The organism is Shinella sp. GW835-FHT14H05 (assembly GCF_058793575.1).
The window spans coordinates 313,234-326,266 of sequence record NZ_JBXAFY010000001.1 but is presented as its reverse complement, the minus strand read 5'-3'; the positions used below and the strand labels follow the sequence as shown (position 1 = coordinate 326,266).

Here is a 13,033-nt window from a genome sequence, read left to right as displayed (position 1 = left end):
TTTTGTTGATGGACCTCGCCTCACCCTCTACAGTCATCCTCGGCCTTGAGCCGAGGATCCACATCCGCGGCGTGCCGGGGAATGGATGCTCGGGTCAAGCCCGAGCATGACGAAGGAGAGGTAGCCGGGCTTTTTCGTTTCAGGCTCTATTGCCAGATCAGTGGTTCATCGCCTTGACGATGTCGTCCGTCATCTTCTTGGCGTCGCCGAGCAGCATCATCGTGCCGTCCTTGTAGAACAGCGTGTTGTCGATGCCGGCATAGCCGGAGCCGAGCGAGCGCTTGACGAAGAGGCAGGTCTTGGCCTTGTCCACGTCGAGGATCGGCATGCCGTAGATCGGCGAGGACTTGTCGTCGCGCGCGGCCGGGTTCGTCACGTCGTTGGCGCCGATGACATAGGCGACGTCGGCCTGGGCGAACTCCGAGTTGATGTCTTCCAGCTCGAACACTTCGTCATAGGGCACGTTCGCTTCGGCGAGCAGCACGTTCATGTGGCCGGGCATGCGGCCCGCGACCGGATGGATCGCGTATTTGACCTCGACGCCGTTCTTCTTCAGCGCGTCGGCAAGCTCGCGCACCGCATGCTGCGCCTGCGCCACCGCCATGCCGTAACCCGGCACGATGATGACCTTGGAGGCGTTCGCCATCAGGAACGCGGCGTCGTCGGCAGAACCCTGCTTGACCGTACGCTGCACGCCGTCATCGCTGGCCGCGGCACCGCTATCGCCGCCGAAGCCGCCAAGAATGACGGAGATGAACGAGCGGTTCATGCCCTTGCACATGATGTAGGACAGGATCGCACCGGAAGAACCGACCAGCGCGCCGGTGATGATCAGGGCGAGGTTGCCGAGCGTGAAGCCGATGCCGGCTGCCGCCCAACCCGAATAGGAGTTGAGCATCGACACGACGACGGGCATGTCGGCGCCGCCGATCGGCACGATCAGCAGCACGCCGAGCGCCAGCGCCAGGATGACGATCAGCCAGAAGTCGAAATGGCTTTCCGACAGAGTCAGGCCGACGATGAAGAAGACGATCGCGGCGAGCAGCACGATGTTGATGATGTGCCGGTAGGGCAGCATGATCGGCTTGCCGGACATGCGCCCGTCGAGCTTCAGGAAGGCGATGATCGAGCCGGTGAAGGTGATCGCGCCGATGGCGGCACCCAGCGCCATTTCGATGAGTGCCTGGCCGTGGATTTCGCCGACCTGGCCGAGGCCGAAGGAGACCGGCGAATAGAGCGCGGCCGCGGCCACCAGCACGGCGGCAAGGCCGACCAGCGAGTGGAAGCCGGCGACGAGCTGCGGCATGGAGGTCATCGGGATCGAGCGGGCGATATAGGCGCCCGCACCGCCGCCGATGGCAAGGCCGAGCACGATGAGCACCAGGCCGCCGAAGGACGGCGTTGCCAGGAGCAGCGTCGTGCCGATGGCGATGCCCATGCCGACCATGCCGAGCGTGTTGCCGCGGCGGCTGGTCGTCGGATGCGACAGGCCGCGCAGTGCCATGATGAAGAGTACCCCGGAGACGAGGTAGAGGAAGGCTGCGAAATTTGCGTTCATCGGGCCGGCCTCACTTCTCTTTTTTCTTGTACATCGCCAGCATGCGCTGGGTGACGAGGAAGCCGCCAAAGATGTTGACGGAGGCGAGGATCAGCGCGACGAAGCCGAAGCCGGTCGCCACACCCGAAAGCGAGATGCCGACGGCGAGCAGCGCGCCGACGACGATGACCGAGGAGATGGCGTTGGTGACGGCCATCAGCGGCGTGTGCAGCGCGGGCGTCACCGACCAGACGACGTAATAGCCGACGAAGATCGACAGCACGAAGATCGCCAGGCGGAAGACGAAGGGGTCGATCGCCCCGCCCGAGACGCCATGCGCCGCAGCGGCGGCGGCGTCCGGCAGATAGTCGGAGGCCGTGCGCACGGCTTCCACGGCGCGTTCCAGATCGGTGATCGCCTTGTCCAGAAGTTCGTTTGCCATCACTTGCCCTCCCCTAGCTGAACGGCGCCGCCGAAGTTCGGATGCACCACGGCGCCGCCGTGGCTCAGCATCGTCGCCTTGACGAGTTCATCCTCGACATTGACCGAGACCGATTTCTTCTCCTTGTCGACCATCGTTTCGAGGAAGGTCAGCAGGTTCTTGGCGTAGAGCGCGGAGGCGGAAGCGGCGATGCGGCCCGGCACGTTGAGATAGCCGATGACCTTGACGCCCTCGACCTCGGTAACGCTACCAGCCTCGGAGCCTTCGATATTGCCGCCGCGTTCGACCGCGAGGTCGACGGCGATGGAGCCGTTGCGCATGGCCGACAGCATCTGGCGCGTCACGAGACGCGGCGCCGGGCGGCCGGGAATGAGCGCGGTGGTGATGACGATGTCCTGCTTGGCGATATGATCGGCAACGAGTGCCGCCTGCTTCGCCTGGTATTCGCGGGACATTTCCTTGGCATAACCGCCGGCGGTTTCGGCGGCCTTGAACTCATCGTCCTCGACGGCGATGAATTTTGCGCCAAGCGAGGCGACCTGCTCCTTGGCGGCGGGACGAACGTCCGTCGCGGAAACGGCGGCACCGAGGCGGCGCGCGGTGGCGATCGCCTGGAGGCCGGCGACGCCGGCGCCCATGACGAAGACCTTGGCAGCCGGCACGGTGCCGGCGGCGGTCATCATCATCGGCATGGCGCGGTCGAATTCATGGGCGGCGTCGATGACCGCCTGGTAACCGGCAAGGTTTGCCTGCGAGGACAGGATGTCCATCGACTGGGCGCGCGTGATGCGCGGCATCAGTTCCATGGCAAAGGCGGTGAGACCGGCATTCGCCATCTCAGCGATGGCGGCTTCGTTGCCGTAGGGGTCCATGATGGCGATGACGATGGCGCCGGACTTGTAACCGGCGATCTCCGACGAGGTCGGGCGACGCACCTTGAGGATGACATCCGCCGATTTCGCCTCTTCCGGTCCGACGACGCGGGCACCGGCGGCCTCATAATCCGCATCCAGGATGCGGGACTTGAGACCTGCACCGGCTTCCACCAGCACCTCCAGCCCCAAACCCTTCATTTTCTTGATCGTTTCAACGGAACCCGCAACGCGGCCTTCCGCCGGATCACTTTCCCTTGCCACAAAAATACACTGACTCAAACCGTGGTCCTCCCCCCGAGACTGGCCGTGTTGAAGCGCGACGCCGGATGGCGCCGCCACCAAACCGCAAATGCGGTTGTTCAGATCAACGCAGCAGGAAGAAGCCGGCGACGTTGAGGATGATGAACAGAAGCACCGCGCTGAAGAAACCAGCGCTGGTGAAGAAGCCGGCCGCCATGGCGATCAGCAGGGCGACGCAGAACAGCGTGCCGTACTTGGCTGCACCGATGAAGAAATTGTAGGTCTTCTCGTGCTCGGGATAATCCATCGGAGCGCCCATTTCGACCGGTCCGGAATGATGTTCAGCCATAGTCACCTTCTCCTAAGCAACCACGCCCGCGAGACGGAAAACTCCACCCGATGAGCGCTTAATACAGGCCGGAACCCGAAGTTCCGGCGATTCCCTCAGGCGCGACAAGCGCGCGTCTTTCAGGCCTTACACAATGGATCGGCAAAGCGCAACGGCATGGAAGGTGAGAGCGTTCGACCTGTAACGTTTCCGAAACAGAACGGGCCGGTTTCTTGCGAAACCGGCCCGGCATGCGACATCAAAACGCAAGTTATCCGGCGTAGGCACCGCCAGAAAGCTGGATCCGCTCGCCGCCGAAATGGGCGCGACGGGCGGTCGGGCGCACGGTCAGCGGGCTGAACGGCAGGTCGTCGCCGCGGGCGAACATCATGCGGCGCTCATAGGGCTCCGACTTGAAGAAGGGGAAGCGCTGGTAGAGCGAGGGCAGCGTCTCCTTGACGTTGGTCGCCAGCAGCATCAGGTCGATGATGAACTTGCCCTGGTTGCTCTTCGGCGAGGCGACGAAATCGGCATCGAAGACGCGCTTGTAGAAGGCCGCATGGGCGGGCTTCACCATCTGCACGCAGCGGTCCGTCTGGAAATAATCCGTCGCCATCGTGGCGATGCGCAGCGTCAGATACGGAATGGCCGGCATCTCGCTCCAGATTTCCGGGTCCGCCGCAAGGCGCACTGGGTCGATCAGCGACATGCCGGCGTCGAGGAAGGCGTTGATCTCGTCCGGGAAGACCTTGCCCGACGAGGTGACGCGATGGTCCGGCGTGACATGGTGCAGGCGCACCGTCGAGATCAGCCGCTCCTCATAATAGATGCCGAAGACATAGGCATGGCTGTCGAAATCGGAATCGTCGATGAGAACCGACTGCTCACCCAGATGCATCACCGCACCGGCCTTGTAGGCCTTGTAGCGGATGCGGGCGACGTCTTCCATGTCCTCGCCCGTCTCGACGCGGCGGTACTCGATCTTGTCGAGCAGTCCCAGAAGCTTGTCCGAAAAGCGATTGGTCGCCGTCTCTACGCTGGCCATAGTCCCCGTATCCCCGATTGAAAAACACCGGCAGCCACCGCGCTGCCTTACCTACAATCGCCGATATAAGACAATTTGTGTAAAATACCATTCATTAACCTTAATATATGGTTAACGCTAAATTTGAATAAGCTGATATAGCTTGTCGACTTTGAACGTCAGGGGAAAAGGAAGCGGGAAGGATCAGGCGACGCGGCGGCCGCGACGGCGGGGTTCGCCGGGTTTGCGGGCGAGCGTCTCGTAGAGATCGCGCAGCGCATCGGGTGACATGGGCGCCGCGAAGACGTAGCCCTGGACGAGATCTGCGCACTGGTACTTGTTGATAAGGGCGAGCTGTTCGCGCGTCTCCACGCCCTCCACCACGATCCGCAGCCCCAGTTCGCGCGACAGGTTCACCGTGCCGCGCAGGAGCTGGAAGCGGCGCGGGTCCTCGCCGATATTGCGCACGAAGGACCGGTCGATCTTGATAACGTCGAGCGGCAGCTGGTCGAGATAGCTGAGGCTCGAATAGCCGGTGCCGAAATCGTCGATGGCGATGGTGATGCCGCGGGCGCGAAGCTCCTGCAGGATCGCCTGCACCTTGACCGGCTCCTCCATGAGGCAGCTTTCGGTGACTTCCAGGTGCAGCCGGTGCGGCGCAAGCCCCCCTGCTGCCAGCGCCTCGGCGACGAGGTCGATGATGCTGGTGCCGCGCAGGTCCTGCACGGAGAGATTGACCGAGACGCCCATATGCTCCGGCCAGGTCGCGCAATCGGCGCAGGCCCGCATGATCATGAAGCGCGTGATCTCGGAGACGATGCCCATCTCTTCGGCGATCTGGATGAAGACGTTCGGCGGCACCGGCCCCCGTTCCGGATGCGTCCAGCGCGACAGCGCCTCGCAGCATTCGATGCGCGAACCATCCGGCACGAACATCGGCTGATAGGCGACGGAAAGCGTGTTGGTGGCGAGCGCCTCGCGCAGGTCGTCCTTGAGCTTCTGGCGGTCGATGTAGCGCGCGTCCATCTCCTGCTCGAAAACGGTGACGCTGCCCTTGGCGCGCGACTTGGTCTCGAACAGCGCGAGATCGGCGCGGATCTGCATTTCCTCCAGCCGGAAATCGCCGCTCGGCACCATCACGCAGCCGGCGCTGAACGAAACGAGGAAGGTCATGCCGTCGAATTCGTAGGTCCCGCCGAGCTGCTCATGGAAGCGGCGCATGCGCGCTTCGAGGTCGCGGCGGTTGCTTTCGTTCGGGAAGAACAGGATGAACTCGTCGCCCATCAGGTGGCCGGCGATCACCTTGTCGCCGGCAAGCCGGCGCAGCCGCTCGGCAATGGCACAGAGCAGCCGGTCGCCGGTGACGTGGCCCTTCATGTCGTTGACATGCTTGAAGTCGTCGATGTCGAGCACCATGAAGCCGACCATGCCGGGCTTCTTGCGATCGGCAAGCGCCTCCTGCACGAGGTCGGAGAAATAGGTGCGGTTCGGCAGGCCGGTGAGGCTATCGTAGCGCACCATGTGCAGGATCTTGTTTTCCGCCCGCACGCGCGCCGTTACGTCTTCGAAGATCAGTACGGCGCCGCCGTTCTCGCGCGGGGAAGCGGTGAATTCGAGATAGAGGCCGTCCGTCACCTGTACGAGTGCGCGGGACCGCTCACCCTTCAGAAGCTCGTCGAGCTGGCGCAGGATCGCCCTGCTCTGGTCGGCATTCAGGAAGGTATTGCGCACGCCGAAACGCAGGACCACGTCGAGGTGACAATCCTTTAAGCGCTCCTGGTTGCCGAGATGCAGAAGCTCGCAGGCGCGACGATTGGCGACGAGAATGCGGTGGTCGGCATCGAGCATGAACAGGCCGTGCGGCATGTTGTTGAGCGCCGTGTCGAAACGATCGGCGATGATCGAAACCTCGCGCGTCGCCAGCACGTTCTTGTATAGGAATTCGCGCACGCCGTTCGCCATCATGCGCGTCGTCATCACGAAGGGCAGGATGAGGACCGCCAGGACCGCGTGATAGAAGTCCCCCAGGCCGAGGAAGCCCACCACCATCGGGAAGCAGGCGGAGAAGGTCATGTAATCGACGGCCCGCTTCGAGCCGCAGTTGCGCCCGACGACGGAGACCATGGTGGCGAGCGTCACGGCGATCGTGGCGAGTTCCGCAAAACTGTCGCGGCTGAAGAGCAGGCTGTAGCCGCAGGCAGTGCCGAGCGCCATCGTCGTGCCGACGGCGCCGAGATTGTACCAGTTCTCCCAATAGCGGATGCCGTCCATGTCGAGGGCGTCCTGGTCCACCCGGTCGAAGTGGCGCATGCCGACGGCGCGCAGCGACCAGATGAGCACGACAAGCCCGCTCCAGGCGAGGAAAAACGGGTCGGCGGTTTTTGCGTATACGAAAGAGAACGTGATGACATGCGAAATCATGCCCACGAAAAGGGTCTGGCGGTTCCCGTACAGCGAGCTGACGAACGACAAGTAGACATCGGCCGGCAGTGTGTTTTGACCCTTATCCTTCATGGACTAGGCACTCCCTTGACGAGAGAGGGTTACCGACCAAAATTTAATGAATGATTTCGGGAAATTACCCAATAACGAGGGTATAGTCCGCCATAATTGCACGCAAGTTCAACCGGTGGAAGTGGTATTCAACCCAATATTGCAATATTGCCGGTTTTGGCCGGCAAAGTTCAACCTGGCATGAGTAAACGACGCAACTTCCTGACTCCACTGCGACACAGTATTGCGTGAAAGGGGAGTGAGAAAAACCTTTTGTACAATCGCTGTTTGCAAGCCTTTGGTTAACGACCTGTCGCTGTAAGACTATCAAATATCATCACGCAAGGACAGGGCCTCCAACCCGCCTACCGCCTGAAACAGCGCTTCCGTCGTCATTTCGCCCGAAAGGGGGAATTGACTGAGACGGGATTTGATAGCAAATCCTCAATTGGTATTTCTTTTTCCGGAGCCCATCATGTCGAAACCCGTCGTCGCCATTCCCGCTGATATCAGGGAAATCGAAGGCAACGTCTGGCAGGCCACCCCGAACCAATATGTGCGCGCCGCCGTCAAGGGCGCCAACGTGACCGTCTTCCTCGTGCCGGCACTGGAAACCGACAACGATTTCGACGGCATTCTGGACCGGGTCGACGGGCTTCTGGTCAGCGGCTCGCGCACCAATGTGCACCCCTCGCTCTACGGCAAGGAAGCCACCGACGCGGAAGGCCCCTATGATCCCGCGCGTGACGCGACGAGCCTGCCGCTCATCCGCCGGGCACTAGAGCGCGGCATTCCGCTGCTCGCCATCTGCCGCGGCATCCAGGAACTGAACGTCGTGCTCGGCGGCACGCTCGCCAACGAGATCCAGGAACAGCCGGGCATGTGGGACCACCGCAAGCCGGACACGCCGGTGCTCGACGTCGCCTACGGCATTCGCCAGACGGTCACCGTCAAGGAAGGAAGCTGCCTGGCCGCGGTCGTCGGCGCCGGCGCGGTGCAGGTGAACTCGCTGCACCGCCAGGCGATCTCCAAGATCGCGCCGCGTCTTGCCGTGGAAGCGGTCGCCGAAGACGGTACGATCGAAGCCGTGTCCGTCATCGGCGCCAAGGCCTTCGCGGTCGGCGTGCAGTGGCACCCGGAATATTGGGTCGGCTCCGACCAGCCGTCGAACAGCCTGTTTGCCGCTTTCGGCGAGGCAGTCCGCGACTATGCGGCCGCCAAGCAGGGCGTCGCCCGTCCTGCCGAGGCGGACGTGCTGGCCTTCGGCTCGGTCAAGTCCGCCTGATCGCATCCCGCGACCAGAGAGCGAGCGCGGCGAGGCTGAAGGCCGCGCCCGCAACGCAGACGCCCGTCCAGCCGAAACGCGCATAACTCGCCGTCGACGTGATGGCGCCGAGCGCGCTTCCGGCCGAATAGAACACCATGTAGCCGCCGACGAGGCGGCTTCGTGCTTCCGGGCGCCGGGCGAAGATCAGGCTCTGGTTGGTGACATGCACCGCCTGCACCGCGAAATCGAGAGCCACGACACCCAGCGCGAAGACGACGAGCGAGCGGGGAAGAAACCCGATTGCCAGCCATGACAGGCAGAGCAGCGCCAGCGAAACCCCGGTCGTGCGCCCAGCAAAGCCCTGATCGGCGAGGCGCCCGGCGCTGCCTGCCGCAAGCGCTCCGGCCAGTCCCGCAAGGCCAAACAGGCCGATCTGCGTGTGCGAGAGCGAAAACGGCGCGGCACTGAGCGGCAGCACCATCGCGGTCCAGAGTGTGCTGAAGCTCGCGAAGATCAGGAAGGCGAGGCCCGCACGCAGGCGCGGCACCGGCTCCTGCCAGAAGAGAAGCGGGATCGATTTCAGCACGGCCGCATAGCGCTCGGAACTGCCGATGGGAATGTTGCGCGGCAGGACGCGGACGAGAAGCAGGCCGAGGACCAGCATGAGGCCGGCGGAGGAAAAATAGACCACCCGCCACCCTCCGATATCCGCCAGCACGCCGGCGACGAACCGTGCGGTCAGGATGCCGACCACCACGCCGCTCGTGACCAGCCCCACGGCCTGCCCTCGCTCCGCCGGTCGCGCCAAAGTCGCGCTCAAAGCCACCAGCACCTGCACCACGACGGCGAGCAGGCCCACCACGATCATGCCGGCAAACAGCGCGAAAACATGGGGCGCACTGCCGATGGCGACCAGCGCAATGGCGGAAAACAGCGTCTGGGCGACGATGAGCTTGCGGCGATCGACGAGATCGCCGAGCGGGACGATGAAGACGAGGCCCGCCGCGTAGCCGACCTGCGTCAGCGCCACGACGAGGCCCACGGCGCCCGGCGATATGCCGAACGTCGCCGCGATCGTGTCGAGCAGCGGCTGCGCATAATAGATATTCGCGACGCTGGCGCCGCATGTGAAGGCAAAGACCAGCAGCGTCCAGCGCGGCAGGACCTGTTGTGTGGCGGTCGTCGCATCCATCATCGGTCTCCATTCATCAAGTCCTATGATGAGACCACTTGCGGCGAACGCATTCCAGTTCTATTTTAAGACCAGATTGATATCAGGAAAGCAGACGATGAAGCGCAAGAGTTTTCGCGAAGCGGAGTGCCCGGTCGCGCGCACGCTGGATGCGATCGGCGACTGGTGGTCGCTGCTGATCGTGCGCGACGCCTTCGACGGCATCCGGCGTTTTGGCGCGTTCCAGCAGAACCTCGGCATTGCCAAGGGCATGCTGAGCACGCGCCTGCGCGATCTCGTGGAAGCGGGCGTTCTCGACCTCGCACCCGCATCCGATGGCAGTGCCTACCAGGAATATGTGCTGACCGAGAAGGGCCGCGGCCTGTTTCTCGTCATCGTCGCGCTGCGGCAATGGGGGGAGGACCACCTCTATCGCGAGGGCGAACGGCGTTCTGTTCTGGTGGATGAGGCAACGCGTTCGCCGGTCTCGCGGCTCAAACTGCGTGCGTCCGATGGACGACGGCTTGAGTGGGCGGATACGCGCCTGGTCTAGTCAGCGGAAATCATCGTGACCATGGCATCGGCGGGTTCGACCGCCTCATAGGCGAGCCCATCGCCATCGACCACCGTGAGGATCGCCTCGCCCCGCGCGTCGGCGACGACCACCGTGCCATCGCCATTGCTGATCCAGGTGCGCGCCGCCGAGAGGCCCGGCCAGACAGCCTCGCAATCGCCATTCGCCGTAAAACGTTCGCTGCGGCTGGAAATCCGGCTGCCGCGTTCGGCAAGGCAGGCGGTGTTCGCCACGACGTTGGAGATCGTATAGCTGTGGCCCGCGGTCTGTGCCGGAATGGAATTCGAGATCACCGGATCGATCGCCGGCGTCTCATGGCTGACCACGCTCCAGGCACCCAGCGACAAAACGCCGGCCGCGGCGGCAATCATCAGCGTCTTCATGGGGTCTCCTTTCGGCTCGTTCCGACGCACAAAGCATGCGCCCGCAAACTTGCCGAAAGGTTAATGAAGGCTTTCCAGAGCCTACCCGGCTTTTCGCGTAAAGGGCGTTTCCGGCACCGGCGTCACCGCCGTTCCACGCTCGAACCAGGCAAAAAGATTGTCCGCCACGAGATCGGCCATGGCATCTCGCGTCGCGACTGAGGCCGAGGCGACATGCGGCAGCAGCGAGACGTTCGGCAGGTCGAGCAGCGCCTGCGGCACATGCGGTTCGTCATAGAACACATCGAGGCCGGCCGCCGCGATGACGCCATCCTTCAGCGCCGCCGCAAGGGCCGCCTCGTCAACCGTCCAGCCGCGCCCGACATTGATCAGCACACCATTGGGGCCGAGCGCCTGCAGAATCTCTCCATTGATCGTGCGGTGCGTCTCCGGCGTCTTTGGCACGATGGCGATGAGGATATCGACCGCCCCGGCAAGCTCCGCCAGCGACGGATAATAGGCATAGGGCACGCCCTCGCGCGGACGGCGCGTGTGGTAGGCGATATCGATGCCGAAACCCTTCAGCCGTTCGGCGATCGCCATGCCGATGCGCCCGAGGCCGTAGATGCCGGCCTTGCGGCCGCGCAGGCTGAGCGGCGTCAGCGGAAAGGCGCCGTCGCGCACCCAGCGCCCCTCGCGCAGCCAGCTTTCTGCCTGCGGGAAACGGCGCACGGTGTTCAGCAGCAGGCCGATCGCCGTGTCCGCGACCTCGTCGTTCAGCACATCCGGCGTGTTGGTGACGACAATTCCGCGCGCGGCAGCGGCCGTCACATCGATGCCGTCATAACCGACGCCGAAACTCGCGATGATTTCCAGCCCCGGCAGATGTTCGATCAGCGCCGCACCACAGCCGCCGGAGACGGCGATGCCGGAAATGCTCGCGGCTTCCGAACGGGCCAGCAATGTGGGGTCCGGCCGCTCGATGCGCACGACGTCGAAGGCATCCGTGATGCGATCGAGCACCCGCTCGCGGATCGTGCCCGGCACGAGAATGCGTGTCTTGGCCGCCATGGCAAAACCTCCCTGCTGTCTGAAATGCCTCAGCCTTCCGGATGCGGCTTCAGCGGTCCGGTGGATTGCCGGATGCGCATTTCCGGCTTGATGAGGTGGATGCCGTCCGGCTCATGGCTGCCCGAGAGCTTGTCGAGCAGCGCGCGCGCGGCATTGCGCCCGACCTCGGACTGGCCGTTCCAGACTGTTGTGAGCGCGGGCGTGGCGATCGCCGCCTCTTCGAGGTCGTCATAGCCGGTGACGGAGACGTCGCGGCCGGGCACAAGGCCGGCGCGGGCGATGCCGTTCATCAGGCCGATCGCCACGAGGTCGTTCCAGCAAACGGCCGCCGTCGGCTTCTGCGGCAGCGAGAGGAAATGCACCGCCGCCTCGAAGCCGCCCTGCTTGGTGCGGGGGCCGGGAATGCGCAGGCTCGGATCGACCTCGATATTCGCCTTGCGCAACGCGTTGACATAACCCTGGTAGCGGTCGCGGCCGGTCGAGGTCTGGTCCGTGCCGCCCACCATGGCGATGGTACGGTGGCCAAGCCCGATCAGGTGATTGGTGGCAAGCGAAATGCCATAGCTGTCGTCGCCGCGGAAAATCGGCACATCCAGCCCCTCGATGGAGCGCGCGATGAGGATCGCCGGCATGCCATTGTCCTCGGCAAGCTGGATATCCTCCGGCGGCGTGCCGATGGCCGGCGACATGATGACGCCGTCGCCGCCGAGCTGCAGCAACGTCTCGACGAAATTGCGCTGCTTTTCGACCGAATCGTAATGGTTTGAGAGGATGAAGGTCTGCCGGTCGCGATCGAGCTCGCTTTCGATGGCCTTCAGGATTTCCGCGTAGAACGGGTTCATGATGTCGTGCACGACGACACCGATGATGCCCGAGCGGGAGGTGCGAAGGCTCGCCGCGCGGCGATTGTAGATATAGCCAAGCGCGCGGGCCTGTTCCTTGATGCGATCCCGGGTCGAGGCCGCGACGAGCGGACTGTCCCTCAGCGCAAGCGATACCGTCGCCGTGGAAACGCCGAGCGTCTCCGCGATGGTGGAAAGCTTGATTTTCTGGGCCACGACCCCTCCCCAGACGATGCGTTTAAAACCGTTTATTTAAACAGTTTAAATGTCCTCGGCAACAGGCTTTTCGCCGTTGCGTGGGCCATCCGGCAGGTTGGCGTGGAGGTTCTCGTCCATGGTGCGCAGCAGCTTGAGCAGCTGGCGCACATCCTTTTCGCTCAAGCCCTCGGCCGCCTGCTCTTCGCTGAGCCGCCCGGCTTCGGTGATCGTCTCGACGGTGGCGCGGCCCGACTCAGTGAGGTGCACGACGGTGAGCCGCCCGTCGGTCTCGTCGGGCCGGCGCTCCACGAAGCCCTGCGCTTCCAGCCGGCCGATCGTGCGCGTCATGGTCGGTGCCTTGACGCCCAGGCGGGTGGCGAGCGCACCGGCGGTCAGTCCCCCCTCCTCCGAAAGCGCGAGGATCACGCCATCCTGACCGGCATAGAGGCCAGTCGCCAGAAGATTGCGCGACAGCACCGTGCGCATGGAGCGGGCCGCATTGACGACCGCGCTAGCAAGGCCGGCACCCGTGACGTCATCGTGCGACTTCTTCTTCTTGCTCTTCTTCGCGTCCTTGCCGTCCTTGTGCTTCTTGCCCATCGATCGCCT

13 protein-coding genes are annotated in these 13,033 nt (G+C 63.7%); 2 read left to right on the top strand and 11 right to left on the bottom strand.

Translation table 11 applies throughout. The features are described 5' to 3' along the window. Positions 1-157: 157 nt before the first annotated feature. From AC1Q6Z_RS01560 to AC1Q6Z_RS01535, 6 genes are all read right to left on the bottom strand, one after another. Positions 158-1,558, bottom strand: a complete 1,401-nt coding sequence (locus tag AC1Q6Z_RS01560) for an NAD(P)(+) transhydrogenase (Re/Si-specific) subunit beta (protein ID WP_492646513.1) — start codon at positions 1,556-1,558, stop codon at positions 158-160. Positions 1,559-1,568: 10 nt separating this feature from the next. Next, the gene (locus tag AC1Q6Z_RS01555) at positions 1,569-1,979 is read right to left on the bottom strand and encodes an NAD(P) transhydrogenase subunit alpha part 2 (protein WP_256119791.1); all 411 of its coding nucleotides are present in this window, start codon (positions 1,977-1,979) and stop codon (positions 1,569-1,571) included. After that, a complete protein-coding gene (locus AC1Q6Z_RS01550; RefSeq protein ID WP_492646512.1) occupies positions 1,979-3,133 on the bottom strand; it encodes a Re/Si-specific NAD(P)(+) transhydrogenase subunit alpha in 1,155 nt (384 codons plus the stop codon). The genes AC1Q6Z_RS01555 and AC1Q6Z_RS01550 overlap by 1 nt, the downstream gene beginning before the upstream one ends. A gap of 85 nt (positions 3,134-3,218) precedes the next feature. Then, positions 3,219-3,443 carry an aa3-type cytochrome c oxidase subunit IV gene (locus tag AC1Q6Z_RS01545; protein WP_256119793.1) on the bottom strand — a complete coding sequence of 75 codons (225 nt, stop codon included), beginning with the start codon at positions 3,441-3,443 and terminating at the stop codon, positions 3,219-3,221. A 250-nt stretch (positions 3,444-3,693) separates the two neighbouring features. Continuing rightward, a complete protein-coding gene (locus AC1Q6Z_RS01540) occupies positions 3,694-4,467 on the bottom strand; it encodes an N-acyl amino acid synthase FeeM domain-containing protein (protein WP_256119794.1) in 774 nt (257 codons plus the stop codon). A gap of 183 nt (positions 4,468-4,650) precedes the next feature. Continuing rightward, positions 4,651-6,960, bottom strand: a complete 2,310-nt coding sequence (locus tag AC1Q6Z_RS01535) for a putative bifunctional diguanylate cyclase/phosphodiesterase (protein ID WP_256119795.1) — start codon at positions 6,958-6,960, stop codon at positions 4,651-4,653. Between the two features lie 454 nt (positions 6,961-7,414). Here AC1Q6Z_RS01535 and AC1Q6Z_RS01530 point away from each other — a divergent pair, with 454 nt between their 5' ends. After that, complete coding sequence (locus tag AC1Q6Z_RS01530; RefSeq protein WP_492646511.1) at positions 7,415-8,224, top strand: gamma-glutamyl-gamma-aminobutyrate hydrolase family protein; 810 nt, start codon at positions 7,415-7,417, stop codon at positions 8,222-8,224. Here the strand turns inward: AC1Q6Z_RS01530 and AC1Q6Z_RS01525 are convergent. Beyond that, the gene (locus tag AC1Q6Z_RS01525; RefSeq protein WP_492646510.1) at positions 8,211-9,398 is read right to left on the bottom strand and encodes an MFS transporter; all 1,188 of its coding nucleotides are present in this window, start codon (positions 9,396-9,398) and stop codon (positions 8,211-8,213) included. The genes AC1Q6Z_RS01530 and AC1Q6Z_RS01525 overlap by 14 nt on opposite strands. Positions 9,399-9,495: 97 nt before the next feature. On the opposite strand from AC1Q6Z_RS01525, the gene AC1Q6Z_RS01520 reads away from it, so the two are divergent. Continuing rightward, a complete protein-coding gene (locus AC1Q6Z_RS01520) occupies positions 9,496-9,930 on the top strand; it encodes a winged helix-turn-helix transcriptional regulator (RefSeq protein ID WP_492646509.1) in 435 nt (144 codons plus the stop codon). On the opposite strand, the gene AC1Q6Z_RS01515 is transcribed toward AC1Q6Z_RS01520, so the two are convergent. The 4 genes from AC1Q6Z_RS01515 to AC1Q6Z_RS01500 all read right to left on the bottom strand — a co-directional run bounded on the left by AC1Q6Z_RS01515 (position 9,927) and on the right by AC1Q6Z_RS01500 (position 13,024). Continuing rightward, a complete protein-coding gene (locus AC1Q6Z_RS01515; RefSeq protein WP_435266323.1) occupies positions 9,927-10,334 on the bottom strand; it encodes a hypothetical protein in 408 nt (135 codons plus the stop codon). The two genes, AC1Q6Z_RS01520 and AC1Q6Z_RS01515, sit on opposite strands and share 4 nt — an antisense overlap. A gap of 81 nt (positions 10,335-10,415) precedes the next feature. Continuing rightward, the gene (locus tag AC1Q6Z_RS01510; protein WP_492646508.1) at positions 10,416-11,384 is read right to left on the bottom strand and encodes a 2-hydroxyacid dehydrogenase; all 969 of its coding nucleotides are present in this window, start codon (positions 11,382-11,384) and stop codon (positions 10,416-10,418) included. Between the two features lie 29 nt (positions 11,385-11,413). After that, on the bottom strand, positions 11,414-12,442 hold the full coding sequence (locus AC1Q6Z_RS01505) for a LacI family DNA-binding transcriptional regulator (protein WP_256119801.1): 1,029 nt from the start codon (positions 12,440-12,442) through the stop codon (positions 11,414-11,416). Between the two features lie 45 nt (positions 12,443-12,487). Beyond that, complete coding sequence (locus tag AC1Q6Z_RS01500) at positions 12,488-13,024, bottom strand: MarR family winged helix-turn-helix transcriptional regulator (RefSeq protein WP_492646507.1); 537 nt, start codon at positions 13,022-13,024, stop codon at positions 12,488-12,490. Positions 13,025-13,033 lie beyond the last annotated feature (9 nt).

Excerpts from the sequence above, each read along its gene's own strand:
- AC1Q6Z_RS01535 (WP_256119795.1), bottom strand. The coding sequence starts at position 6,960 with ATGAAGGATAAGGGTCAAAACACACTGCCGGCCGATGTCTACTTGTCG.
- AC1Q6Z_RS01510 (WP_492646508.1), bottom strand. The coding sequence starts at position 11,384 with ATGGCGGCCAAGACACGCATTCTCGTGCCGGGCACGATCCGCGAGCGG.
- AC1Q6Z_RS01500 (WP_492646507.1), bottom strand. The coding sequence starts at position 13,024 with ATGGGCAAGAAGCACAAGGACGGCAAGGACGCGAAGAAGAGCAAGAAG.
- AC1Q6Z_RS01525 (WP_492646510.1), bottom strand. The coding sequence starts at position 9,398 with ATGGATGCGACGACCGCCACACAACAGGTCCTGCCGCGCTGGACGCTG.
- AC1Q6Z_RS01560 (WP_492646513.1), bottom strand. The coding sequence starts at position 1,558 with ATGAACGCAAATTTCGCAGCCTTCCTCTACCTCGTCTCCGGGGTACTC.
- AC1Q6Z_RS01520 (WP_492646509.1), top strand. The coding sequence starts at position 9,496 with ATGAAGCGCAAGAGTTTTCGCGAAGCGGAGTGCCCGGTCGCGCGCACG.
- AC1Q6Z_RS01530 (WP_492646511.1), top strand. The coding sequence starts at position 7,415 with ATGTCGAAACCCGTCGTCGCCATTCCCGCTGATATCAGGGAAATCGAA.
- AC1Q6Z_RS01545 (WP_256119793.1), bottom strand. The coding sequence starts at position 3,443 with ATGGCTGAACATCATTCCGGACCGGTCGAAATGGGCGCTCCGATGGAT.
- AC1Q6Z_RS01540 (WP_256119794.1), bottom strand. The coding sequence starts at position 4,467 with ATGGCCAGCGTAGAGACGGCGACCAATCGCTTTTCGGACAAGCTTCTG.
- AC1Q6Z_RS01515 (WP_435266323.1), bottom strand. The coding sequence starts at position 10,334 with ATGAAGACGCTGATGATTGCCGCCGCGGCCGGCGTTTTGTCGCTGGGT.
- AC1Q6Z_RS01555 (WP_256119791.1), bottom strand. The coding sequence starts at position 1,979 with ATGGCAAACGAACTTCTGGACAAGGCGATCACCGATCTGGAACGCGCC.